24 protein-coding genes are annotated in these 24,155 nt (G+C 45.3%); 19 read left to right on the top strand and 5 right to left on the bottom strand.

Annotated features, from left to right (window positions below; translation table 11 throughout):
- Positions 1–145: 145 nt before the first annotated feature.
- From pdhA to AB1L08_RS09110, 11 genes are all read left to right on the top strand, one after another.
- Positions 146–1,261, top strand: coding sequence for a pyruvate dehydrogenase (acetyl-transferring) E1 component subunit alpha (gene pdhA, locus AB1L08_RS09160; RefSeq protein WP_413064360.1), 1,116 nt, complete (start codon positions 146–148; stop codon positions 1,259–1,261).
- Positions 1,262–1,264: 3 nt separating this feature from the next.
- Complete coding sequence (locus tag AB1L08_RS09155; RefSeq protein WP_413064359.1) at positions 1,265–2,242, top strand: alpha-ketoacid dehydrogenase subunit beta; 978 nt, start codon at positions 1,265–1,267, stop codon at positions 2,240–2,242.
- 44 nt (positions 2,243–2,286) lie between these two features.
- On the top strand, positions 2,287–3,639 hold the full coding sequence (locus AB1L08_RS09150; protein WP_413064358.1) for a dihydrolipoamide acetyltransferase family protein: 1,353 nt from the start codon (positions 2,287–2,289) through the stop codon (positions 3,637–3,639).
- Between the two features lie 3 nt (positions 3,640–3,642).
- A complete protein-coding gene (gene lpdA, locus AB1L08_RS09145) occupies positions 3,643–5,052 on the top strand; it encodes a dihydrolipoyl dehydrogenase (RefSeq protein ID WP_413064357.1) in 1,410 nt (469 codons plus the stop codon).
- A 294-nt stretch (positions 5,053–5,346) separates the two neighbouring features.
- Positions 5,347–5,592 (top strand): hypothetical protein, encoded by a 246-nt coding sequence (locus AB1L08_RS09140; RefSeq protein ID WP_413064356.1) that lies wholly within the window; start codon positions 5,347–5,349, stop codon positions 5,590–5,592.
- 91 nt (positions 5,593–5,683) lie between these two features.
- The gene (locus AB1L08_RS09135; RefSeq protein WP_413064355.1) at positions 5,684–6,502 is read left to right on the top strand and encodes a polysaccharide deacetylase family protein; all 819 of its coding nucleotides are present in this window, start codon (positions 5,684–5,686) and stop codon (positions 6,500–6,502) included.
- A gap of 111 nt (positions 6,503–6,613) precedes the next feature.
- Positions 6,614–6,748 (top strand): GapA-binding peptide SR1P, encoded by a 135-nt coding sequence (locus AB1L08_RS09130; RefSeq protein ID WP_413064354.1) that lies wholly within the window; start codon positions 6,614–6,616, stop codon positions 6,746–6,748.
- A gap of 99 nt (positions 6,749–6,847) precedes the next feature.
- The gene (locus tag AB1L08_RS09125) at positions 6,848–7,813 is read left to right on the top strand and encodes an NAD(P)H-dependent flavin oxidoreductase (RefSeq protein ID WP_413064353.1); all 966 of its coding nucleotides are present in this window, start codon (positions 6,848–6,850) and stop codon (positions 7,811–7,813) included.
- Positions 7,813–8,100 (top strand): UPF0223 family protein, encoded by a 288-nt coding sequence (locus AB1L08_RS09120; RefSeq protein ID WP_413064352.1) that lies wholly within the window; start codon positions 7,813–7,815, stop codon positions 8,098–8,100. The genes AB1L08_RS09125 and AB1L08_RS09120 overlap by 1 nt, the downstream gene beginning before the upstream one ends.
- Before the next feature lie 190 nt (positions 8,101–8,290).
- On the top strand, positions 8,291–8,485 hold the full coding sequence (locus AB1L08_RS09115; RefSeq protein ID WP_413064351.1) for a hypothetical protein: 195 nt from the start codon (positions 8,291–8,293) through the stop codon (positions 8,483–8,485).
- 173 nt (positions 8,486–8,658) lie between these two features.
- Positions 8,659–9,462 (top strand): inositol monophosphatase family protein, encoded by an 804-nt coding sequence (locus AB1L08_RS09110; RefSeq protein ID WP_413064350.1) that lies wholly within the window; start codon positions 8,659–8,661, stop codon positions 9,460–9,462.
- A gap of 69 nt (positions 9,463–9,531) precedes the next feature.
- Here the strand turns inward: AB1L08_RS09110 and AB1L08_RS09105 are convergent, their stop codons facing one another.
- On the bottom strand, positions 9,532–9,723 hold the full coding sequence (locus AB1L08_RS09105) for a YlaF family protein (protein ID WP_413064349.1): 192 nt from the start codon (positions 9,721–9,723) through the stop codon (positions 9,532–9,534).
- Between the two features lie 115 nt (positions 9,724–9,838).
- On the opposite strand from AB1L08_RS09105, the gene typA reads away from it, so the two are divergent.
- Both typA and AB1L08_RS09095 read left to right on the top strand, forming a co-directional pair.
- Entirely contained in the window at positions 9,839–11,668 is a 1,830-nt protein-coding gene (typA, locus tag AB1L08_RS09100) for a translational GTPase TypA (protein ID WP_413064348.1), read from the top strand.
- Between the two features lie 194 nt (positions 11,669–11,862).
- Positions 11,863–12,126, top strand: a complete 264-nt coding sequence (locus AB1L08_RS09095) for a YlaH-like family protein (protein ID WP_413064368.1) — start codon at positions 11,863–11,865, stop codon at positions 12,124–12,126.
- A 66-nt stretch (positions 12,127–12,192) separates the two neighbouring features.
- On the opposite strand, the gene AB1L08_RS09090 is transcribed toward AB1L08_RS09095, so the two are convergent.
- Entirely contained in the window at positions 12,193–12,387 is a 195-nt protein-coding gene (locus AB1L08_RS09090) for a YlaI family protein (protein ID WP_413064347.1), read from the bottom strand.
- Between the two features lie 72 nt (positions 12,388–12,459).
- A complete protein-coding gene (locus tag AB1L08_RS09085) occupies positions 12,460–13,047 on the bottom strand; it encodes a YhcN/YlaJ family sporulation lipoprotein (protein ID WP_413064346.1) in 588 nt (195 codons plus the stop codon).
- A gap of 176 nt (positions 13,048–13,223) precedes the next feature.
- Here AB1L08_RS09085 and AB1L08_RS09080 point away from each other — a divergent pair, with 176 nt between their 5' ends.
- Complete coding sequence (locus AB1L08_RS09080) at positions 13,224–14,555, top strand: PhoH family protein (protein ID WP_413064345.1); 1,332 nt, start codon at positions 13,224–13,226, stop codon at positions 14,553–14,555.
- A gap of 116 nt (positions 14,556–14,671) precedes the next feature.
- On the opposite strand, the gene AB1L08_RS09075 is transcribed toward AB1L08_RS09080, so the two are convergent.
- Positions 14,672–15,163 (bottom strand): molybdopterin-binding protein, encoded by a 492-nt coding sequence (locus AB1L08_RS09075; protein ID WP_413064344.1) that lies wholly within the window; start codon positions 15,161–15,163, stop codon positions 14,672–14,674.
- A gap of 222 nt (positions 15,164–15,385) precedes the next feature.
- On the opposite strand from AB1L08_RS09075, the gene AB1L08_RS09070 reads away from it, so the two are divergent.
- The 3 genes from AB1L08_RS09070 (at position 15,386) to pyc (ending at position 20,533) form a co-directional block, all read left to right on the top strand.
- Positions 15,386–15,673: an Fpa/YlaN family protein gene (locus AB1L08_RS09070; RefSeq protein WP_413064343.1), complete on the top strand. Its 288-nt coding sequence runs from the start codon at positions 15,386–15,388 to the stop codon at positions 15,671–15,673.
- Between the two features lie 161 nt (positions 15,674–15,834).
- On the top strand, positions 15,835–17,070 hold the full coding sequence (locus AB1L08_RS09065; protein ID WP_413064342.1) for an FtsW/RodA/SpoVE family cell cycle protein: 1,236 nt from the start codon (positions 15,835–15,837) through the stop codon (positions 17,068–17,070).
- 25 nt (positions 17,071–17,095) lie between these two features.
- The gene (gene pyc, locus AB1L08_RS09060; protein WP_413064341.1) at positions 17,096–20,533 is read left to right on the top strand and encodes a pyruvate carboxylase; all 3,438 of its coding nucleotides are present in this window, start codon (positions 17,096–17,098) and stop codon (positions 20,531–20,533) included.
- A gap of 76 nt (positions 20,534–20,609) precedes the next feature.
- Here pyc and AB1L08_RS09055 read toward each other — a convergent pair whose 3' ends face one another.
- The gene (locus AB1L08_RS09055; protein WP_413064340.1) at positions 20,610–21,587 is read right to left on the bottom strand and encodes a COX15/CtaA family protein; all 978 of its coding nucleotides are present in this window, start codon (positions 21,585–21,587) and stop codon (positions 20,610–20,612) included.
- 489 nt (positions 21,588–22,076) lie between these two features.
- On the opposite strand from AB1L08_RS09055, the gene cyoE reads away from it, so the two are divergent.
- Positions 22,077–22,988, top strand: coding sequence for a heme o synthase (gene cyoE / locus AB1L08_RS09050; RefSeq protein WP_413064339.1), 912 nt, complete (start codon positions 22,077–22,079; stop codon positions 22,986–22,988).
- Between the two features lie 81 nt (positions 22,989–23,069).
- A complete protein-coding gene (coxB, locus tag AB1L08_RS09045; RefSeq protein ID WP_413064338.1) occupies positions 23,070–24,149 on the top strand; it encodes a cytochrome c oxidase subunit II in 1,080 nt (359 codons plus the stop codon).
- The last annotated feature ends 6 nt before the right edge of the window (positions 24,150–24,155 follow it).

Here is a 24,155-nt window from a genome sequence, read left to right as displayed (position 1 = left end):
TTTGGTGTTACAAGGGAGGGCGATATTTGTTTTTCCGGATCCCATTGTGGAAAAACTATAGAGACGGTTTTTTCTCCTATTGACATGCTTTTTTTAGGGCACGCTACAAATAACACATTTAAAATGGAAAGGGTTGGTGATTTCGATGGCTTCAAAAGCAAAGACAGCGGATTTCGATGCGGTCGAAACGCTCGGGAATATCGAAAAGAAATTTGAAATGGTGCAAGTGTTGAATGAAAAAGGTGAAGTGGTCAACGAAAAACGGATGCCGGATTTATCCGATGAAGAACTGGTCGAGCTCATGAGCCGGATGGTTTATACGCGCATACTTGACCAGCGTTCCATTTCTTTGAACAGACAAGGGCGGCTCGGCTTTTACGCACCGACTGCCGGCCAGGAAGCATCCGCAATTGCTTCTCATTTTGCATTGGAAAAAGAAGACTTTATCTTGCCGGGATACAGGGATGTTCCCCAAATTGTATGGCATGGCCTTCCGCTCTATAAAGCATTCTTATTTTCAAGAGGACACTATGTTGGGAACCAGATTCCGGAAGAAGTAAACGTCACTCCTCCGCAGATCATTATCGGTGCGCAATATGTACAAGCGGCCGGCGTTGCCCTCGGCCTTAAAAAACGGGGTAAAAAAGCGGTAGCTGCCACTTATACGGGCGACGGCGGATCTTCCCAGGGGGACTTTTATGAAGGAATCAACTTTGCCGGTGCATTTGGCGCCCCGGCCGTGTTTATCGTCCAAAACAACCAATTTGCCATTTCTACACCACGGGAAAAACAGACGGCCGCAGTGACAATTGCCCAAAAAGCGGTAGCAGCCGGAATTCCGGGTATCGTGGTGGACGGCATGGATCCGCTTGCCGTATATGCGGTGGTGCGGGAAGCACGTGAACGTGCGATAAATGGAGAAGGTCCTTCACTGATCGAAACGATCTGTTACAGATACGGCCCGCACACGATGGCGGGAGATGACCCGACACGATACAGAACTTCGGATACTGACAGCGAATGGGAGAAAAAAGACCCGCTTGTCCGTTTCAGAAAGTATTTGGAAGGAAAAGGGCTGTGGAATGAAGATAAGGAAAACGAAGTAATTGAAAAAGCGAAAGATGAAATAAGAGACGCCATTAAAAAAGCGGACGAAACACCAAAACAAAAAGTGACGGACTTGATTTCAAATATGTATGAAGAACTTCCATTCAATTTAAAAGAGCAATATGAAATATATAAAGAGAAGGAGTCGAAGTAAGCCATGGCGCAAATGACAATGATACAGGCCATCACAGATGCGCTCCGCACGGAATTGCGCAATGATGAAAACGTCCTTGTATTTGGGGAAGACGTAGGGGTCAACGGAGGCGTTTTCCGCGCGACGGAAGGATTGCAAAAAGAATTCGGGGAAGAACGGGTATTCGACACGCCGCTTGCTGAATCCGGAATTGGAGGGCTGGCGATCGGATTGGCGACACAAGGGTATCGTCCCGTCCCGGAAATTCAATTTTTCGGCTTTGTCTATGAGGTGATGGATTCCATCAATGGCCAAATGGCCCGCTGGCGCTATCGAACGGGCGGTTCGTACCATGCGCCGATTACGGTCCGTTCTCCATTCGGCGGCGGTGTACATACACCCGAGCTGCATGCAGACAGTCTTGAAGGCCTTGTAGCCCAGCAGCCTGGATTAAAGGTCGTCATTCCTTCTACTCCATATGATGCCAAAGGGTTGCTCATTTCTGCCATTCGGGACAACGATCCGGTTATTTTTTTGGAGCACATGAAGTTGTACCGCTCTTTCCGCCAAGAGGTTCCGGAAGAAGAGTATACGATACCTCTTGGAAAAGCGGATATTAAGCGGGAAGGAAAGGACCTTTCCATCATTACGTATGGGGCCATGGTTCACGATTCTTTAAAAGCTGCCGAATTGCTGGAAAAAGACGGCCATTCTGTGGAAGTAATTGATTTGCGCACCGTCAGCCCGCTTGATATTGAAACGATCATCCAATCCGTTGAAAAAACGAATCGGGCCATTGTCGTGCAGGAGGCACAAAAACAGGCCGGCGTTGCAGCGAACGTTGTTGCGGAAATTAATGACCGCGCCATTTTAAGCCTGGACGCGCCTGTCCTGCGGGTGACTGCCCCGGATACAGTGTATCCATTTTCTCAAGCTGAACCGGTTTGGCTGCCCAACCATAAAGATATTGTCGAAACTGCAAAAAAAGTGCTCGAATTTTAATTAACCTGAGGTCTGAACGAATTTACAACAGGAGGGTGAAAAGATTGTCATTCCAATTTAGGCTGCCTGACATCGGGGAAGGAATCCATGAAGGCGAGATTGTTAAATGGTTTGTGGAACCCGGCAAAAAAGTGGAAGAAGATGACGTATTATGTGAAGTGCAAAATGACAAAGCCGTGGTGGAAATACCGTCTCCGGTAACCGGCACGGTGGAGGAAATACTCGTTAAGGAAGGCGAGACGGCTGTTGTCGGGGATGTGCTCGTTACATTCGATGCTCCGGGATACGAAAATCTCCAGTTTAAAGGAGAGCATGAGGAAGAAGAAACCGAAGCGGATGTGCAATCAACGGCCGAGTCCGGCCAGGAGATTCCAAAAGAAGAAGTGAAAACCGAAGAAGAACAGAAAAAACAAGCCGAGAGCACCGGAGCCGGAAAGCAGCCGGCTGATGGTGAAGAAGCGAACAAACGGGTTATCGCGATGCCGTCCGTACGCAAATATGCCCGTGAAAATAAAGTTGATATCCAAAAGATTACCGGTACAGGCAAAAACGGAAGAATATTGAAAGAAGATATTGATCATTATTTAAGTTCGCCGGAGAAAACAAAAGAAGCTCCCGACGTACAGGAAGCGCCGCAGGCAGCAGAAGCAAAACAAGAAAAAACACCAAAAGCGCCTGTTATTCCTGAAGGGGAATACCCCGAAACACGGGAAAAAATGAGCGGCATCCGCAGAGCGATTGCCAAAGCGATGGTCAATTCAAAACATACCGCTCCCCATGTGACGTTTATGGATGAAGTAGATGTTACGGAGCTTGTTGCCCACCGCAAGAAGTTTAAAGCTGTTGCCGCCGAGAAAGACATCAAATTGACGTATCTTCCTTATGTTGTAAAAGCGCTCGTCAGTGCGTTGCGCGAATATCCGGCACTTAATACGTCCGTTGATGACGAAAAAGAAGAAATCATCCAGAAGCATTACTATAATATTGGCATTGCGGCCGACACGGAAAGAGGCTTGCTCGTTCCCGTCGTAAAACGTGCAGACGCCAAATCTGTTTTTGCGATTTCAAAGGAAATCAACGAGTTGGCGGATAAAGCGAGAAACGGAAAACTCAGTCCGAATGAAATGAGCGGGGGTTCATGCACCATCACCAACATCGGTTCTGCCGGCGGCCAATGGTTTACGCCTGTTATCAACCATCCGGAAACAGCGATTCTCGGCGTTGGCAGAATTGCTGAAAAACCGGTAGTCAAAAATGGTGAAATTGTGGCCGCTCCTATGTTAGCATTATCCTTGAGCTTTGATCATCGGGTTATTGATGGAGTTACCGCACAGCAGGCATTAAATCAAATAAAACGCCTGTTAAGTGACCCGGAACTTTTACTAATGGAGGCGTAGAGAATGGTAGTAGGAGATTTCCCAATTGAAACCGATACGATTGTGATAGGGGCAGGGCCGGGAGGATATGTTGCGGCCATTCGTGCCGCTCAGCTCGGCCAAAAAGTGACAATCGTGGAAAAAGGCAGCCTTGGAGGCGTTTGTTTAAATGTCGGATGCATTCCGTCCAAAGCACTCATCTCTGCTTCGCACCGCTATGACGAGGCGAAACATTCCGATGCCATCGGCATTAACGCCGAAAACGTTACATTGGATTTTTCCAAGGTCCAGGAATGGAAGTCAGGCGTAGTGAACAAGCTGACAGGAGGAGTCGAAGGCCTTTTAAAAGGGAACAAGGTCGACATCGTCCAAGGTGAAGCCTACTTCGTCGATGAAAACAGCGTCCGCGTCATGGACGAAAATTCAGCGCAAACGTATACGTTCAAGCATGCCATTATTGCGACCGGCTCCCGTCCTGTAGAAATTCCCGGTTTTAAATATTCCAAACGGGTGATTGATTCAACAGGCGCCCTTAATCTTGATGAACTGCCGAAAAAACTCGTGATTGTCGGCGGGGGATATATTGGGGTTGAGCTCGGAACGGCTTATGCCAACTTTGGAACTGAAGTAACGATTATTGAAGGCATGAAAGAAATTTTAGGCGGATTTGAAAAACAAATGACCGCTTTGGTCAAAAGAAACTTGAAGAAGAAAAATGTAACGGTCGTGACCAACGCATCGGCAAAAGGCGTCGAAGAAACGGACGAAGGTGTCAAAGTCACCTATGAGGCTAAAGGGGAAGAACATACCGTTGAAGCGGATTATGTCCTCGTCACGGTCGGAAGAAAACCGAACACGGACGAGCTAGGACTTGAGCAAGTCGGCATTAAAGTAAACGACCAGGGTTTGATTGAAGTAGACAAGCAATTAAGAACGAATATCCCGAACATCTTTGCCATCGGTGATATCGTCGATGGACCAAAGCTTGCCCATAAAGCCTCCTACGAAGGAAAAATCGCCGCTGAAGTCATTTCGGGTCATGCTTCACAGGTTGATTATCTCGGCATTCCGGCTGTCGTGTTTTCCGAGCCTGAGCTTGCATCTGTCGGTTATACGGAGCAGCAGGCGAAGGAAGAAGGCATTGACATTTCCGTAGGAAGATTTCCGTTTGCAGCAAACGGCCGGGCACTTGCACTTGATGCAACAGACGGCTTTGTAAAATTAATTACACGCAAGGAGGACGGTCTCGTCATCGGCGGCCAAATTGCCGGAGCTAGCGCATCCGATATGATCGCCGAAATCGGACTCGCCATTGAAGCCGGCATGACAGCCGAGGACATTGCGATGACAATCCACGCCCATCCCACTTTGGGAGAAATCACGATGGAAGCTGCGGAAGTGGCTCTGGGAACGCCCATTCATATTGTCAAATAAAAAACATATAAAAAACACGCGGGCCGTTCAAAAAGTTGATATCTCGACTTTTGGACGGCCCTTTATATATGGTTTTGTCAATTCGGCAGCATATGATTTAAATCAAAAAAAATCGTGTACTCGCCAACCGTACAAAACGACTAAACGAAAATCAAGATTTTAAAATACACCCAAGATGCAATATGAAGTCGGACACAGTGTAAACTCTTCAAAGAAAATTCATGTTTTAAATGACGGCCAGACGTGCATATAATCAGTAAGGTGCATTTCTCTAAAGAGACGGTGGCGATCTGGATGAATAAGTATATTGCCCTTATTTTGCAGCTGATGATTTGGAGCGGGTTTACGTTGGCGGAGTGGCTGTCCGGAGGAGATCGTCTTTTCTTCAAGGTCATTTTGTTTGGTGTATTTTTTTATCTGGCCTTTATGCTTGGCAGAATCATTGTCAAGTCCAACAAAATCACTTTTGTCATAACAGCAATGAGCCTTTCTGCCTATTTGGCCCTGCATTTGCTATTGCAGTTTATTTTTCCGGCGTGACCTTTTTCCTATATAACGACCGGACAAAAAACGGGTATAATGAATTTTGTTCGGATAAAAATAGTAGATTAATAGAGGGTGAAATGGTTTTATGAAATGGTGTTACATCATGTTATGTGCATTGTTCCTGCTGGGCTGTTCCAGTGAGGCAGGAATGGGAACGGAAAAAGCCGGGGCAAACCATTCTGCACAGCAAAAAGAAAACACAGAAATGAAAAACAAGGATGATGAGAAAGCTGCAGAATCGACTGAGGCAAAGGAAAAAGAACAAGAGGAAAAACCCCAGTACAAAATGAACGAATCAACCTATTCCCTTGAACCGATTGACGGTGCAAACCCGAAAGTTGTCCTCGTGACCATTGATGACGCTCCAGATAAATATGCGCTGGACATGGCGCAAACATTAAAGAAGCTTCATGTTCCAGCCATCTTTTTTGTTAATGGACACTTTATCAACACACCCGAAAAGGAAAAGATGTTAAAAGAAATATATGATCTCGGATTTGTCATCGGCAACCATACGTATTCCCATAGTGATTTGACAACGCTGTCGGAAAAGGAACAAATCGAGGAAATCGTTTCAGTCAATGATATCGTGGAAAAGGTAACGGGGGAGCGGCCAAAATTTTTCCGCGCTCCATTTGGACAAAATACGGACAAGAGCAGGGAGATCGCTGCTAAAGAAGGCATGCTCCTGATGAATTGGACGTACGGTTATGACTGGGAAAAAGCATACATGACCGGGGATGCCATAGCCGACATTATGGTGAATACACCATTGCTTCAAAATGGGGCCAATTTGCTAATGCATGACAGAGAGTGGACAAGGGACGGTTTGGAAAAAATGATTCGGGGTCTGCGTGAAAAAGGCTACGACATGGCGGATCCCCACCTCATTGCAACTGAATAGCTTCAGGATGTCGATTTGTTATATGTGTCATACAATTTGGGCTTGAAATCAGATATGTGATACCCTATTATAGAATTAAGATTTCATTTTCTGACGGAAGGAATGGAATAAATGGGTATCCTTGTCTGCCAGTTATGCAATGCAACGATTGATTACGTTGAAGATGAGAAAGTCACGACACTATATTCCTGCTGCTGTGACTGCGGCAAAAAGGAAGAAACAGCAGCAACAATTACTGCAGTGTAAGAAGCGGACCCCGGTTTGCTTCTTTTTTTGTTTGTAAAAGGTTTTTCCTGCATGGATGAAGAATGAATACAGTAAAAGGAAAAAAGGAGAAGATGTGCAGTGGAACAATGGAAAACAAGGGTGACTGAATTATTACATATTCAATATCCGATCATTCAGGGGGGGCTTGCTTATTTGGCCTATTCCGAACTGGCTGCAGCCGTTTCAAACGCAGGAGGACTCGGTCAGATTACGGCAATGTCATTGGAAAGCCCGGAAAGACTAAAGGAAGAAATTAGAAAAACGAAGGAATTGACAGACAAGCCTTTCGGCGTCAATTTTGCAATCGGCCAGCATGGCCGTCCCTTTGAACATATGGTCGAAGCAGCCATTGAAGAAAACGTCAGTGTTGTTTCCGTGACCGGCGGAAACCCCGCCCCATTTTTCCGGATGCTCGAAGGAGTGGATGTCAAAAAGCTTGTGCTGGTAGCGGCGAAAAGACAGGCGGTCAAAGCAGAACAGCTTGGAGCTGATGCCGTCATGGTTGTGGGCCAGGAAGGCGGCGGACATATCGGCAAGGATGACATCGGAACCTTCGTCCTCATCCCGCGTGTTGTGGACAGTGTTGAAATACCTGTCATTGCTTCGGGCGGCATCGCCGATGGCAGAGGATTGATGGCTGCGCTTGCACTCGGTGCCGAAGGTATTGAGATGGGGACACGGTTTATTGCAACGAGAGAATGTGTACATGCTGCCGATGAATACAAACAGGCTATTCTCAAAGGAGATGTAACGGATACTGTTGTCATCAAACAAACGTTAAATGCCCCAGGCCGGGTGATTGTAAACGGATGGGCCGAAAAAATTCTGGAAATCGAACGCGCGGGCGGCGGTTACGAAGAACTGAAAGAGTATATCAGCGGGACAGCAAACAAAAAATATATTCATGAAGGGCTCGTTGATCAAGGATATGGATGGGCGGGCCAGGCAATTGGATTAATACATAAAGAGGTAAGTGTGAAAGAGTTGATCCGGTCGATGATCACGGAGGCAGCATCAATTCGCGCGAAATGGAGTGGAAAATAGTGGAGTATCAATATCCTTGTTCGCAGCATTGGACGACAGAAGAAATCATTGCGGTCATTGATTTTTTTCAGGCCGTTGAAAAAGCCTATGAAAAAGGCATTGCGCGTGATGAATTTATGAGCCAATACCGCCGTTTCAAGAAAATTGTCCCGGGAAAAGCAGAAGAAAAAAAGGTTGCGAAGGAGTTTGAAGAGCTGAGCGGATATTCTGCCTACCTTGTTTTTCAAAAAGCGCAACAGGCAGAAGACAACAAAATGATTTTTATGAAGAGTCAGTCGTCCTTATAACGCATTGAAACAATGCGTTTATTTTTTTGGAGAAAAGGGTACTAAACTAGTAAGCTGAAGGACTCATGCAACATTTTCATAGGTGAGTGCACAATTTAGTTACCGGCATAATACCGATCACATACGATATAATAAGTAAATTGTGAATTGAGGGAAGCATTGGAGATTAATTTTGGAAGGGGTGTTTTTCATGAAGCAAGTAATGCATGCTTATCGCAAAAAGTCAGTGGATAAACAAAAACTTGCTGTCCTTCACCTTGAATTGAATTATGAATTAGCCGTATTGTTTGATGCCATGCAAGAAGAAAATGAAGAGAAGAAAATGAAAGCAAAGCGCAAATTGGAAAGAATTCGCGCAGAACTAGTGAAAATGGAAGCGTTGTGAGATTTTGGCAAATGAAAAGAGTCCTAAAGGAAAATAAAAACATGAAAAAACGAACTCCCTTTTTGCCATGTTTAACATAGGAGTTCGTTTTTTTGTCCGGCTACTTGAAAACGTTCCCCTAATTATCTAAGCTTGTAACAAGGCAACAACGAATGACTTTTTGGAGGTAAACAATGACAAATTGGACGGAAATTGATGAATGTGTCCGGGGCTGGCTGAAGGAAGCCGGTGATAAAATCATCTTATCGTTTCAAACGGCTCTTCAAATAACGGAAAAATCCAACCCGAATGACCTTGTTACGAATATTGATCAGGAAACAGAACGGTTTTTTGCCGAACACATTAGACAGAGATTTCCCGGACACCGGATGATGGGCGAGGAAGGTTTTGGCGATAAGCTGGAAGATCTTTCCGGTATTGTGTGGGTTGTCGATCCCATTGATGGAACGACAAATTTTATCCATCAAAAACGGAATTTTATGATCTCCATCGGAATATTTGAAAACGGGGAATCCCGCCTCGGCTACATATATGATGTCGTATTGAACGAATTGTATTTTGCCGCTGCCGGAGAGGGAGCTTATTGGAATGGCGAACAGCTTCCCCGTTTGAAAGAAACGGCCGTTGAAAGGGCGATTGTCGGCATCAATTCCACATGGCTGACTTCAAACAAACTTTTGGACCCTGCCATCACACTCATTCCGCTCGTCAATGATGTGCGCGGAACCCGGTCTTACGGGTCGGCCGCCCTGGAGTTTGCTTACGTAGCGGCGGGAAGGCTCGATGCCTACATAACGATGCGTCTTTCACCGTGGGATTTCGCCGGAGGAAAGATTATTGTGGAAGAGGTGGGCGGCAAAGTAACCAATTTAAGGGGCGAGCCGTTAAATTTGCTTGAAAAAACCCCCATTTTGGCAGCCAAACCGGGATTGCACGAAAAAATGATTGAGAAATATTTAAAAAGAGGCTTTCAATAGCCAAACGGCGCGCCATTCATTGAGTGGGCGCCGTTTTTTGGATGATTTGCATGACAGGCTAATCAACCGTTATTGGTTAAGCTTTCCGGATTCCCGAAGTTTTTTTTTCGTTTTAAAACCGTAACCCATGACGGATACTAAAACAACAAAACAAATGAGCATTCCCGGCAGACTTCTTTCTCCAAGCGAGATGCCCATACCTACAATGGAAAATGCCGCCAATACGGCAAGAAATAAAAAGTTCCACTTAATGCCACTCACAAAAATTCGCCTCCTCATCCAGTCCATTGTACAAAAAAGTTATCCGTTTAGCCACTATTTATGATATAATTGTCGGGTTCAAGCTCTAGCAAGACAATAGGCAGGAGGAACAACTTTGAAAAACAGAAATGATATTAGGAATATAGCGATCATTGCCCATGTTGACCATGGGAAAACGACTTTGGTGGACCAGCTTTTAAAGCAATCCGGCATTTTCCGCACGAACGAGCATATCGCAGATCGCATGATGGATTCCAATGAACTGGAACGTGAGCGAGGCATAACGATATTGGCTAAAAATACAGCCATTCAATATAAAGATGCAAAAATCAATATAATGGATACCCCGGGACATGCCGATTTTGGCGGAGAAGTAGAACGGATCCTAAGGATGGTTGACGGCGTCCTGCTTGTCGTTGATGCTTACGAAGGCTGCATGCCCCAAACGCGGTTTGTATTGAAAAAGGCACTGGAACAAAATTTAACCCCGATCGTTGTTGTCAATAAAATTGACCGTGATTTTGCCCGTCCCGAAGAAGTTGTGGACGAAATATTGGAATTGTTTATCGAATTGGATGCGAACGATGAGCAGCTTGAATTTCCGGTTATTTACACGTCCGGAATTAACGGGACGGCAAGTACAGAGCCGGACCGCCAGGATGAAACGATGGAAGTGCTCTATGAAACGATTTTGAAACATATTCCGGCTCCCGTTGAAAACCGGGAAGAACCGCTCCAATTTCAAGTTTCCTTATTGGATTATGACAAATATGTCGGCAGAATCGGGATTGGCCGCATTTTTCGCGGCACCGTTAAAGTCGGCCAGCAGGTCGCCCTGTTAAAACAGGATGGAACAGTTAAACAATTCCGGGTGACCAAGCTGTTCGGATTCTTTGGTTTAAAAAAGGTTGAAATTGAAGAAGCGTTTTCCGGCGACATCGTTGCCGTTTCCGGAATGGAAGACATAAACGTGGGTGAGACCCTTTGCCCGGTAGACCATCAAGAGCCCCTTCCTGTTTTAAAAATCGACGAGCCGACTCTACAGATGACTTTTCTTGTCAACAACAGCCCCTTTGCAGGAAGGGAAGGCAAATTTGTTACAGCCAGAAAAATTGAAGAAAGGCTCTTGACGCAGCTTGAAACGGATGTTAGCTTGCGGGTGGAGAATGCCGATTCCCCGGACTCCTGGATCGTCTCCGGCCGCGGTGAACTCCATCTGTCCATTTTGATTGAAAATATGAGAAGGGAAGGTTTCGAGCTCCAGGTTTCCAAGCCCAAAGTCATCGTAAAAGAAATCGACGGTATCCTTTGTGAACCGATTGAGCACGTGCAAATTGATACTCCGGAGGAATACACCGGAAGCATCATTGAGTCGCTTGGATCCCGGAAAGGAACGATGCTGGACATGATCAACAACGGAAAGGGACAGGCAAGGTTGATCTTCCAAGTGCCAGCGCGCGGCCTGATCGGCTACACAACCGAATTTATGTCGATTACAAGAGGGTATGGCATATTAAATCACACCTTTGACAGTTACCAGCCAATGATCCAGGGACAGATTGGCGGAAGGCACCAAGGGGTGCTTGTTTCCATGGAAAGCGGAAAAGCGACATCCTATGGCATTATGCACGTTGAAGACCGCGGAACCATTTTTGTTGAACCCGGAACCGAAATATATGAAGGAATGATTGTCGGAGAGCATACCCGGGAAAATGATCTTGCAGTCAATATTACTAAAACTAAGCATGCAACAAACGTCCGGTCGGCTACGAAGGATCAAACATCCGTTATAAAAAGGCCAAGGATCATGTCCCTGGAAGAGTCGCTCGAGTATTTAAATGATGATGAATTATGTGAAGTCACCCCTGAATCGATCCGTTTGCGGAAGAAAATTTTAAATAAAAATGAACGGGAAAAAGTGGCGAAAAAGAAAAAATACGCCTGAACAGGTTATAAAACAAGGTAAATATGGTATGCTTATTTGGGATTCCCCCATACCGGGGAATCCCTTTTAAAAGGATTGCATGAGGAGGTAGGGGGATGGATTTCTTCGGAAGCCAAGTTTTCGCAATCGGGATGACAAAAGCGGACTTGGCTGCTATTGACAAATTTTCTCCGATTTATAGGTTTTATTATGAAATGACTCCAAGTCTGTCAGCAGCAAACTGGCTTTTATATTTAACGATAATAGCTCTTAGTATCCTGGTATATAAACTGGGGTTTGCCAAGAAGCTCCCTTTGCTGAAATCCGTTATTATTTACATTTTCTTGATAGCCGGCTGCACCTTGCTTACTTTTTTGGGCATTTTCCTTCCGATTGCTGAAGGGCTTGTTGTTGCCGCATTAATTTTAATCATTTATAAAATCCGGTTAAACAAAGAAAAGAAATCAGGGGCACTTTAGCTTCAGGATGCCGGCAGGCAGAAAACACCCATGCGCAGGCATTGGGTGTTTTTTTGATGCTCGAGGTTATTTTTTTTTCTTTTTAAAACTGTACAGGTGAAATTGTCCGCTTGCAAGCCGGGCCATTGTTTTTTCCTCAATTCTTTTATGGCATTTGTCGCACATATAAGTGTGGATGGGCCTGTTCCGCAGCTTTTTTGCAAGAGGTGTATCATCATCGAGTTCATTTTGTTCATCGCAAATAACACACTGTACTTTCATAAGGACCACCTCAGGTAAAAAAATGGAAGTTCTCTTTTGAAAGATTATACCATGAATCGGTGTCCGTTTACATCATTCCTCCGTTGATTGCCGTTCCTGTTCCCTATTTAAACGCCTGTCCTCTTTTTGCTTCATTTCCTGTTTTGGTTTTTGCGGAGCTTCCTGAGGGTTTTTGTTCATTTCCCGCTGTGGGAGTTCAGGGATCACCCTGCCAGTTATATCTGCCAGTTCATTAAGGATGCCCTGAAGCGGCTGTCCTGCCGCGAAATCATTGTTTATTTCCTCGATCCTGGCATTTACATCAGGATCAGCTACAACAACTGCGCCGGCTCCCAACGGATCATGCTTTATACTTTCAGCCACTGAATATTTAAGTGTCCCCACTTTGGATCTGTCCAGGTTTTCGTCCACATCAATACCGACTACGGCATAATCTCCGGCAACGACTGCCCGGGCGCCCTTTACACCGGGAACTTGCGAAGCCAATTTTGCAAGATGGCTGGCCTTGTCAATGTCGGCTCTGCGATTGTTATCCGCCATCTCTTCATTTCTTGTACTCACTCCTTGCGGTCTGGGCTCGTTTTCATTAGTTTCCATATTGTTCGCTTGCCCGCAAGCTGCAAGTAACAGAATACATATTGATATTAAAGCTTTCTTCACTCTGATTGCCTCCTTATGCATACTCCTGGCTCTGTCATTTATCTTGTGAAAGAGCTTCTATCTTTATGCGGGCAGGCATATATTTCAGAAAAAGTGCTGGCCATTCATAACATTTTCACTGGAACCGGCTCATTTACCGCTTCATATGATATTAAAAAGGAGCAGGAGGCATCAATTTGACGAAAATTTACGTGTTGGATACGAATGTTTTGCTGCAGGATCCGAATGCCATATTTTCATTCCAGGATAATGAGATCGTCATTCCGGCCGTGGTGTTGGAGGAGCTTGATTCCAAAAAAAGGGATATGAGTGAGATTGGCCGGAATGCAAGACATGTTGCCAAATTGATAGACGGCTTCAGAAAGACGGGAAAACTTCATGAAAAGATCGGACTTGAAAATGGCGGCACGCTTCGAATTGAATTGAATCATCGATCTTTTCATCAGCTGCAGGAAATTTTCCTTGAAAAAACAAATGATAACCGCATACTCGCAGTCGCCAAAAATATCGCGATTGAAGAAGAGGCCAAGGAAAATGGCAAGCCAGTAATCATCGTAAGCAAAGATGCCTTATTAAGGGTAAAAGCAGATGCGCTCGGGCTGTTGGCAGAAGACTTTTTGAGCGACCGGGTCGTTGAAGTGGATCACCTGTATGCCGGGATGAAAGAAATCTTTGTCAATATAGACTCTTTAAGAATTTTTTACGAAAAGGGCGAAATATCCTGTTTGGATTTATCGGAAAAAACAACCGTTTATCCAAACGAGTTTTTAATCATGAAAGATGAACTGGGGAGCTCGTCATCCGGGATTGGGATCGTTGATAATAGCGGAACGAAAATCAAAAAACTCAAAAGCGGCTATGAGTCCATTTGGGGTATCAAGCCGAGGAACGCCCAGCAAATGATGGCTGCCGAACTGCTTTTTCGACAGGATATCCAGCTGGTCACGATGATCGGCAAGGCCGGTACGGGAAAGACCTTACTTGCACTGGCCGCGGGGTTAATGCAAACGGAAGACCTGAAACTGTACAAAAAGCTGCTTGTCGCCCGCCCGATTGTTCCGGTGGGAAAAGATATCGGATATTTGCCCGGCGAAAAACAGGAAAAACTGAGACCGTGGATGCAGCCGATATACGATAACCTCGAATATTTATTTAATACCAAAAAACCTGGGGAACTCGATTCGATCCTCGCCGGAATGGGATCAATCGAGGTGGAAGCGCTCACATACATCCGTGGAAGAAGCATTCCGGAGCAATTTATTATCATAGATGAAGCCCAAAATTTAACAAAACATGAAGTAAAAACAATATTAACCAGGGTGGGGGAAAATAGCAAAATTGTTTTGATGGGGGATCCGCAGCAAATTGACCACCCTTATTTGAACGAATATAATAATGGCTTGACTTACGTACTGGAAAGCTTCAAGCAGGAAGGAGCCGCGGGACATATTAAGTTGATTAAAGGAGAAAGATCCGGCCTGGCCCGTCTGGCTGCAGACATATTATAAGGGGAAAACGAGAAAACAGGCGCTTTTGCGCCTGCTCGTTTCGGCCGGTTAAGATGGCGCAAATTTAACCAATCTGGCCTCTTACTGCCTAAGATAGAATCCGGTAGCGTTTTTTCTTATTCTATACGGAAACCTTTTACAGATGTAATCGGATTATTCCTGTTGGATCCATCCGGGTATAACACATGGACAGGCCCGTCTTCTTTAAGCGGTTTGCCTTCTTTTGAAAAAGCAAGGATTAAATCATATGCATCTTCAAGCGGAATTGAAATATCATTTGATCCAGCTTCAATGACGAAAATTGACGCATCCTCCCTGGGTTCGGCATTTTCCAAAAAAGGCTTTATGGAAATGCCGAAAGTACCTGTCAACAGTTTTGTTTTCTCAAACTGGCGTTCCGATTTAAGGGTGGGGGGTGAAACATTGCCTTCTTTTATGACCCTGTCCCAATGTTTGGAGGCTACTGTAAATTCCTCCTCATTTTCCTCTTTGCTGCCTTCCGAAAAGTATGTATTCAAATCGATCTTGCGGTCATCAAAAATCCAAACACCTGCATCGAGAGTGATTGGAAACTTGACCTTGCCTTTAATCGGGAGAATCGTATTCATCATTTAACCTCCTTGTTATCCTGCAGTAAGTATACCGCGAAATTTTCAAAAATAAAAGCTGCCCCATCCGATTCTTTTTTTCAATGTTTGCTAAGGAAAAATCGGCCCATTCTTAAAAACCGGCTTTGCACATATTTCCGCTTAACTCTTGCAATTTGCCCATGCAGGGGTTAAAATTTACAGATAGTATTGTCTATTTGTCCGGAGACAGGGGGATAAAATGTGGTGTCTGAAATGAAGATTGATCATCGGGAAAAAGCCTATGCTCTACTCAAGGCAGACGCGGATAAGATTTTGCGTTTGATTCAGGTGCAAATGGACAATTTAACGATGCCAAAATGTCCTTTATACGAGGAAGTGCTGGATACTCAAATGTTCGGTTTTTCTCGTGAAATAGAATTTGCCGTCCGCCTCGGACTTGTAGACGAAAAGGATGGCAAAGAATTGATCGTTTCACTTGAAAGGCGGCTTTCTGCTCTCCACGAAGCATTTACAGAAAGTGAAAAGTGAGTCATTTTGTACAAGCATCATTGTCGCCGCACTGTAAAACTCAAACAGTTTATTCGAAATTGTTTGGGTTTTTTTGTCCAATAGACGTTTCGATAAAAGTCTATTACTTTTTCACTCTATATATAAATGGCGAAATTTGAACGATAGATTGGATGAAGAATATGCTGAAAAAAATACTGCAATCATATGATTATTCGATCATCGCTGTTTATTTTCTGCTCTGTTTATTTGGGTTGATCATGATTTATAGTGCCAGCATGGTGGTCGCTGTACAGTGGTACGATTACCCGGCTGACTATTTTTATCAAAAGCAGAAAATCAATCTGCTGGTTGGGTTTGCGTTTTTTTTGTTTTTCGCCATTTTTCCATATAAAGCATACAAAAATAAAACCTTTCTCATTTTCATTACTTTAGCCGCAGTGCTGGGATTATTTGCAGTTGATTTATTCGGGCATGTCACCAATAATGCACAAAGCTGGATTCAATTGGGCGCGCGAAAAATACAGCCATCCGAATTTGCGAAGCTGAGCGTCATCATTTATTTATCCGCGGTATATTCAAAAAAGCAATCCTATATCAATCAGCTCGATAAAGGGGTTTTGCCCCCATTGCTCTTTCTCGTTTTTGTCTGCTTTTTAATTGCAATGGAGCCGGACAACGGAACCGCGCTTATTACTTTTTTAATCGGCATGATGATTATCGTATGCTCGGGAATGCGTTTTCGCACGATCCTGAAAATCATTATGCTCGGTCTGCTTTTGATTGCGGCACTGACCCCTTTTCTTATTTTAAAATTCGAAAAAATTTTTACGGAAAACCGAATGGGCCGGATTGCAGGATTTTTGGATCCTTTCGGAACCGGGCAGAAAGAAGGCTTTCAACTCGTAAACTCGTATTTGGCCATCGGTTCCGGCGGATTAAAAGGTTTGGGGCTCGGCCAAAGCGTCCAAAAGTTTGGTTATCTCCCCGAAGCCCACACGGATTTTATTATGTCAATCATTGCAGAGGAGCTGGGGGCATTTGGAGTGGCTTTTGTATTGGCCGGGCTTGGGTATATCGTTTTGAGAGGCTTTTTTATAGCGACCAGAAGCAAGGATCCGTTTGGCGCAATGCTCGCGATTGGCATTTCGGGCATGATCGGCATTCAGTCATTTATTAATTTGGGCGGAATGTCAGGCCTGATTCCCATAACGGGGGTTCCGCTTCCTTTTATAAGCTATGGCGGTTCATCCATTCTGGTATTGTCCATTTCGATGGGGATTTTGGCAAATGTCGCCATGTTTAACAAATATGAAGAAAAATTCAAAACTGAAAAAGCTGCTCCTGTACCGCACTCTGAATCTTTCAAGCCGATTGCCAATCGGAAATTGAATGTTCAGAGAGGTATATTTAAATAAATGGTATAGAAGGGGAGAATTTTGGATGAAGAACATCAACAAAGTATTAGTTGCCAACAGGGGAGAAATCGCCATCCGGGTATTCCGGGCATGCACCGAGCTGAACATCCGGACAGTAGCCGTCTACTCCCGCGAAGATTCGGGCTCCTATCATCGTTACAAAGCAGACGAGGCTTATTTGGTTGGCGAAGGGAAAAAGCCGATTGATGCCTATTTGGATATTGAAGGCATCATTGACATTGCAAAGAGAGCCGAAGCGGATGCCATTCACCCGGGTTACGGATTCCTTTCCGAAAACATTGAATTTGCCAGACGGTGCGAAGAAGAGGGCCTTATCTTCATCGGGCCGGCTGTCAAACACCTTGATATGTTCGGGGATAAAGTAAAAGCGAAGCACCAGGCCATTTTGGCGGGGATCCCTGTGATCCCGGGAAGCGACGGTCCTGCAGAAACCTTGGAGGAAGCCGCTGCGTTTGGAAACGAACACGGGTATCCCGTTATGGTAAAGGCCGCTCTTGGCGGCGGCGGCCGCGGCATGAGGATTGTGCGTTCGCGCGGAGAATTGAAAGAAGCGTACGAGCGGGCCAAATCAGAAGCTAAAGCCGCTTTTGGAAATGATGAAGTATATGTGGAAAAATTAATTGAAAATCCGAAGCATATTGAAGTACAGATTTTGGGGGATCCGCAAGGCAATATCATTCATCTGTTTGAAAGGGATTGCTCCGTCCAGAGGCGCCATCAAAAGGTCGTTGAAACGGCGCCATGCGTCTCGCTTTCGGATGCAATGCGGGAAAGAATTTGCGATGCGGCGGTCGCTCTCATGAAAAATGTCGGATACATCAATGCCGGAACCGTTGAATTTCTCGTTTCAGGCGACGAATTTTATTTTATAGAAGTAAACCCAAGGATTCAGGTGGAACATACGATTACAGAAATGATTACCGGCATCGACATCGTCCAATCGCAAATCCTGATTGCCGAAGGGCATTCCCTGCACGGGGAAGCCATCCAGATTCCGAAGCAGGAAGACATCAAGATGAACGGCTTTGCCATCCAGTCACGCGTGACAACCGAAGACCCGCTTAACGACTTTATGCCGGATACGGGTAAAATCATGGCCTATCGTTCCGGGGGGGGATTCGGCGTTCGCCTTGATGCCGGAAATGGTTTCCAGGGAGCGGTCATTACGCCGTTTTACGATTCGCTGCTCGTAAAAGTATCGACCCAGGCGCTCACCTTTAGGCAGGCAGCCTCAAAAATGGTCAGAAATCTGAAAGAATTTCGCATTAGGGGAATAAAAACCAATATTCCATTTTTGATTAATGTGATGGAGCATGAAAAATTCATTACGGGTGAATATGACACATCCTTTATCGACGATACACCGGAGTTGTTTTCTTTTGAAGAGAGCAAAGACCGCGGAACAAAAATGCTCTCATATATCGGGACGGTTACGGTCAACGGATTTCCGGGAATTGAAAAGGCGAAAAAGCCTGTGTTTCCGGATCCACGCATACCAAAAATACCCGGAGGCGAACCGGTTCCGTCCGGAACAAAGCAAATTTTGGACGAACAAGGTCCGCAAGGCCTCGTCGATTGGGTGAAAAGTCAGGACAAGGTACTTGTAACCGATACGACTTTCCGTGATGCACACCAGTCGCTGCTCGCCACCCGCGTCAGAAGCCGTGACATGCTGCAGGTGGCGGAGCCGACAGCGCACCTTCTTTCGGGATTGTTCTCCCTGGAAATGTGGGGAGGGGCCACATTTGACGTTGCATACCGGTTCCTGAAAGAAGATCCGTGGGAGCGGCTTCTTGCACTCAGGAAAAAGATTCCGAACCTGCTTTTTCAAATGCTGTTCCGGGGATCGAACGCGGTCGGATACAAAAACTATCCTGACAACGTTATCCGTGAATTTGTCCGGCTGTCGGCCGATGCCGGGATTGACGTTTTCCGGATTTTTGACAGCCTGAACTGGATTAAGGGAATGGAAGTGGCAATCGATTCGGTTCGCACGTCGGGAAAAATTGCGGAAGCCGCGATCTGCTACACGGGAGACATCAACGATCCGGCCAGATCCAAGTATGATGTCCATTATTATAAACAGCTTGCCAAAGAACTGGAAGCGCTGGGCGCACACATTTTGGCCATTAAAGATATGGCCGGATTATTAAAACCCGAAGCGGCTTACCGCCTCATTTCCGAATTAAAGGATACGGTCGATTTGCCCATACACCTGCACATGCATGATACGAGCGGGAACGGCATCTTTGCGTATACGAAAGCCATTGAAGCGGGCGTCGATATCATTGACACGGCTTTGGGATCTGTGGCAGGACTTACATCGCAGCCCAGCCTGAATTCACTTTACTATGCCCTTGAGGGGACGGACAGGCAGCCTGACTTTCCGATTGATAATGTGGAGAAGCTTTCTTATTACTGGGAGGATGTGCGTAAATATTATCAGCACTTTGAAAGCGGCATGCTCGCGCCTCATTCGGAAGTTTATCGCCATGAAATGCCCGGCGGGCAGTACAGCAACCTTCAGCAGCAGGCAAAAGCGGTTGGGCTTGGGAACCGTTGGGATGAAGTGAAAGACATGTACCGCAGGGTAAACCTGATGTTTGGAGATATCGTGAAAGTAACGCCTTCCTCCAAAGTGGTCGGGGATATGGCCCTCTTTATGGTGCAAAACGACCTAACGGAGGAAGATGTTCTTGAAAAAGGCATGAAAATCGACTTTCCGGATTCGGTTATTGAACTGTTTGAAGGATACCTGGGACAGCCGCACGGCGGTTTTCCGAAAGATTTGCAGCGGGTCATCTTAAAGAACCGGGAGCCGATTACCGTACGTCCTGGAGAATTGCTTGAAGATATCGATTTTGACGCCCTGAAAGAAAAATTGGCCAAAGAGGCCGGTGGTGCCGTTTCGGAGTACGATGTGATGGCTCACGCCCTGTATCCGAAAGTGTTCCTTGAGTATTTGCAGACAATGAATCAATTTGGAGACATTTCGGTTTTGGACACACCGACATTTTTTCACGGAATGAGACTGGGCGAAGAAATCGAGGTGGAGATCGAAACCGGAAAGACACTGATCGTCAAGCTCGTATCGCTTGGCCAATCACAGCCGGATGGCACCCGGACGGTCTACTTTGAGCTAAACGGCCAGCCGCGTGAGGTTGTCATAAAGGATGAAAGCATCAAATCGACCATTGCGGCAAAGAGGAAGGCAGATCCGAAAAACGAAGCGGAAATCGCGGCCACCATGCCCGGAACGGTGCTAAAGGTGCTTGTTGCCAAAGGGGAACCGGTAAAAAAAGGCGACCATCTTATCATCACCGAAGCAATGAAAATGGAGACGACTGTACAGGCACCTTTCTCCGGAATCGTCAAAGACATTTTTGTCAAAAGCGGAGAGGCCATCCAAACGGGCGATTTGCTTATCGAGATGGAAAAATAAATTGTTTCAACTTACATGTTAAAGAAAATGAAGACGACAAAAAAACTTGCACATGATGACAATGTGCAAGTTTTTTTCATTGCTGCGTAATCATTTTTGATGATTCCAGTTCGGCCGCCGGCGTTTCATCCGTTTCCTGAACAGGGGCATACTCGACGCCGGGTCTTGTAAATAACATAATAAAATAGCTAAGCAACCCGAAAAGGCAGGTAATGAAGAGGGCGTGTGCAAGGGCAACGTAAATATTCAATTGGGAAAATACGACGACCGCACCGGCCGCTACTTGCAAGGAAACGAGAATGAAGGCTGCCATCCACCCTACATAAACAACTTTTTGCTTTTTATAATGTTTGGCTGCCATCCATGCAATATAACCAATCCAAATAAAAATGAGCCCGGCCATCCCCCGATGGCCCATTTGAATCCACTCGTACATGTTGGAAGGAAGCGACAGCGGAGTCCCGTTCGAGCAGAAAGGCCAATCTTTGCAGACAAGGCTTGCCTCCGTGTGGCGGACGAGTGCGCCCGTGTAAACGACTATATAACTGTATACCGTAACCCCGATTGTATGGTACTTCATTTTTTTATCAATCTTTAACTTTGTCGCATCGAACTTTTTATCCACTTCGAAAATGAGCAGTGTCAATAAAAAGACAGAAGCAAAGGAAATGAGAGAAATGCCGAAATGAAGTGCCAAAACAAATTTTGATTGTCCCCATATCACCGCAGCCGCACCGATTAATGCCTGCAATATGAGAAAGAAGACAGAAAGAACAGCGAGCGCTTTTGTTTCTCTTTTGTCCCCGATCGCTTTCCAAGCCCAAACGGAAAGGGTGACAACCAGAAGGGCGGCAGAACCGGAAACAATTCTGTGGGCTAATTCAATGATCAGTTCAGCATTGATATTTGTTGGGATCAGCTGACCGTTACAAAGGGGCCATGATCTTCCGCAGCCGAGCGAAGAACCCGTCTTTGTCACCAAGGCTCCCCCGAGCAGGACGAAAACCATGACCACCGTCGAGAGAACGGCGAACCATTTTAATTTCCGGTGCAAAATTTCACCTACTTACATGTTGGAGTTTTATTTTTAAACAATACAATTTCAATAACGATACTACCCAATCCCATAAAAAAAAACAACCGACAAATTTGTTAACATCTTTTTCACTATTGAAAAACTTGAAATTGCAGTTTTTTTTTGCTAGAAATGATATAGGGTGCCCCATATTTAGCCAAAAAAAGTATTTTGTTGACACACTTTTGACAAAGATTGAGGAGAAAGCAATATATAAATATATTGATAATGTGCTTAAATATTATATGGAAAGCCCAAAATGCTTTAACCCGTTAGTTCGGATTTTCGGATGCAGTATGGTACAATACGGGGTGCACCGGCGTTTTTTACATAACATGGATATTGAAAAAACAGGAAAATAAGTGAACAAATACTGAAAAATGAACATAATAGGGGAAAACTGCATCATTTTGGACTATAGTAATGTTAAAGCAGCCAAGTTTAAGAAGGGAGAGAGGTGGAAGAATAATGGATAACAGTCGGCTTGCATCAGCGGTGGAAGAAGCCATCCCTCCTGCTGCTGCCTGGAAAGACTTTCTGTCATTGATCAAGATTGGCATCGTGAACTCGAACTTGATCACGACTTTTACCGGACTATGGGTAGCGATCATGATGACTGAAAAACATTTTTTCCAGTCACTGGACACCGTCTTTTTAACATTGCTGGGTACGTCTCTTATAATAGCCGGTTCATGTGCGCTAAATAATTATATTGACCGCGACATCGACCCGATTATGGAAAGGACGAAAGAAAGACCGACAGTGACGGGAAGAATCAGCGGAGGAAAAGTGCTTGCGATTGGCTTTAGCTTTATCGCTGCAGGCCTGCTCATGGTTTTTATGACGAATGCAATTGCCGGCCTCATTGGCATAATCGGGGTCTTCAGTTACGTGGTTCTATATAGCATGTGGTCAAAACGGCGGTATGTAAGCAATACTGTGATCGGAAGCATTTCGGGTGCGGTTCCGCCTTTAATTGGCTGGGCGGCAGTTGATCCGAGCTTGCCGGCCATGGCTTGGATGCTCTTTCTCATCATGTTCGCATGGCAGCCGCCGCATTTTTATGCGCTGGCAATGAGGAGGGTGGAAGAATACCGTGCGGCAAATATTCCGATGCTGCCTGTCGTAAAAGGCTTTGCGGCTACAAAGCGAAGCATTGTCATGTGGGTGGCCCTGTTGCTGCCGTTGCCGTTTTTCATGTTTTCCCTGGGCACCCCGTTCGTGGTGTTTGCGACCATTTTGAACGTGGGATGGCTCATATTGGGAATTGCTGGCTATAAGATGAAAAATGATATAAAATGGGCTACGACCATGTTTGTCTATTCCTTAAACTATTTGACCATTCTTTTTACTGCCATGGTCATATTTACAGTTATATAACTTCGGGAATTCTTTCTTCATGTAAGAAATCCATATAGGGCTGACATTATGATTTTTAACGAAAGAGGGGTTTGTAGAATTATGAAACAATGGCTGCATAAGTGGCGCCTATTATCAATATTTGCGATGTCGGCGCTCGTTCTTTCAGGCTGCGGCGAGCCTTTTCTATCCGCGCTGACACCGGCGGGTAAAGTTGCCAAGCAACAATATGATCTCATTCTTTTAAGTATCGGGATTATGACATTAGTAGTCGTGGTTGTAGCAATCATTTGGGTTTTTGCCATCATTCGTTTCCGCCGCCGGAAAGGGGAAGAAAATAAAATCCCCAAACAGGTTGAAGGCAGTCATACATTGGAAATTGTCTGGACTGTCATTCCGATCATCCTTTTGCTGATCCTTGCCGTACCTACGGTTGCCATAACTTTTAGCCAGGGCAATGTATCTGCAATTGACAAGAAAGATAAGGATGGAAACAGGGAGCATTTGCTTGTCAATGTACGCGCCCACTTGTACTGGTGGGAATTTGAATACCCGGACCTTGGCATTGTAACGAGCCAGGACCTGGTGATTCCAACCGATGAGAAGGTTTATTTCCAGGTTAAATCCGCTGATATCAAACATTCATTTTGGGTTCCGCCATTGGGAGGAAAGCTGGATACAAACCCGGAAAGTGAGAATAAATTCTGGTTAACGGTGGACAGTGACAAAGCGGAACAAGCAGGCAATGTATTCTACGGCAAGTGCGCCGAGCTGTGCGGTCCTTCGCATGCATTGATGGACTTTAAGGTAAAGGCATTGCCGAAACAGGAATTTGACAGCTGGGTGGCAGGCATGCAAAATGCCAAAGAACCTGCCCCAACTACGGAACTTGCACAACAAGGGGAAGAGATTTTCAAACAAAACTGCATTACATGCCATGCCATTTCCCCGAGCAACGAAACACCGGCTCAAGCAAGAACCGCTCCTAACCTGGCCGGGTTTGCCGAACGGGAAAGAATTGCCGGCGTCCTTAAACATGACGAAGGTGAATTGAAGAAATGGCTCAAGGATCCGGAAAAAGTCAAACCGGGCAACAAAATGACCGGGACTTATCCTGAATTGTCAGACGAAGATCTGGACGCTTTGGCTGCATATTTAATGGAGTTGAAGGTACAAAAATAACGATTT

It is taken from the genome of Siminovitchia jepli, assembly GCF_047228825.1.
GTDB lineage: Bacteria > Bacillota > Bacilli > Bacillales > Bacillaceae_C > Siminovitchia.
This window is presented reverse-complemented; position numbering and strand designations above follow the sequence as displayed.

What these genes read in the sequence shown, in the direction of transcription:
- pdhA (WP_413064360.1), top strand. Translation starts at nt 146, where the DNA reads ATGGCTTCAAAAGCAAAGACAGCGGATTTCGATGCGGTCGAAACGCTC.
- AB1L08_RS09155 (WP_413064359.1), top strand. Translation starts at nt 1,265, where the DNA reads ATGGCGCAAATGACAATGATACAGGCCATCACAGATGCGCTCCGCACG.
- lpdA (WP_413064357.1), top strand. Translation starts at nt 3,643, where the DNA reads ATGGTAGTAGGAGATTTCCCAATTGAAACCGATACGATTGTGATAGGG.
- AB1L08_RS09140 (WP_413064356.1), top strand. Translation starts at nt 5,347, where the DNA reads ATGAATAAGTATATTGCCCTTATTTTGCAGCTGATGATTTGGAGCGGG.
- AB1L08_RS09135 (WP_413064355.1), top strand. Translation starts at nt 5,684, where the DNA reads ATGAAATGGTGTTACATCATGTTATGTGCATTGTTCCTGCTGGGCTGT.
- AB1L08_RS09130 (WP_413064354.1), top strand. Translation starts at nt 6,614, where the DNA reads ATGGGTATCCTTGTCTGCCAGTTATGCAATGCAACGATTGATTACGTT.
- AB1L08_RS09115 (WP_413064351.1), top strand. Translation starts at nt 8,291, where the DNA reads ATGAAGCAAGTAATGCATGCTTATCGCAAAAAGTCAGTGGATAAACAA.
- AB1L08_RS09110 (WP_413064350.1), top strand. Translation starts at nt 8,659, where the DNA reads ATGACAAATTGGACGGAAATTGATGAATGTGTCCGGGGCTGGCTGAAG.
- AB1L08_RS09095 (WP_413064368.1), top strand. Translation starts at nt 11,863, where the DNA reads ATGACTCCAAGTCTGTCAGCAGCAAACTGGCTTTTATATTTAACGATA.
- AB1L08_RS09090 (WP_413064347.1), bottom strand. Translation starts at nt 12,387, where the DNA reads ATGAAAGTACAGTGTGTTATTTGCGATGAACAAAATGAACTCGATGAT.
- AB1L08_RS09075 (WP_413064344.1), bottom strand. Translation starts at nt 15,163, where the DNA reads ATGAATACGATTCTCCCGATTAAAGGCAAGGTCAAGTTTCCAATCACT.
- AB1L08_RS09065 (WP_413064342.1), top strand. Translation starts at nt 15,835, where the DNA reads ATGCTGAAAAAAATACTGCAATCATATGATTATTCGATCATCGCTGTT.
- pyc (WP_413064341.1), top strand. Translation starts at nt 17,096, where the DNA reads ATGAAGAACATCAACAAAGTATTAGTTGCCAACAGGGGAGAAATCGCC.
- cyoE (WP_413064339.1), top strand. Translation starts at nt 22,077, where the DNA reads ATGGATAACAGTCGGCTTGCATCAGCGGTGGAAGAAGCCATCCCTCCT.
- coxB (WP_413064338.1), top strand. Translation starts at nt 23,070, where the DNA reads ATGAAACAATGGCTGCATAAGTGGCGCCTATTATCAATATTTGCGATG.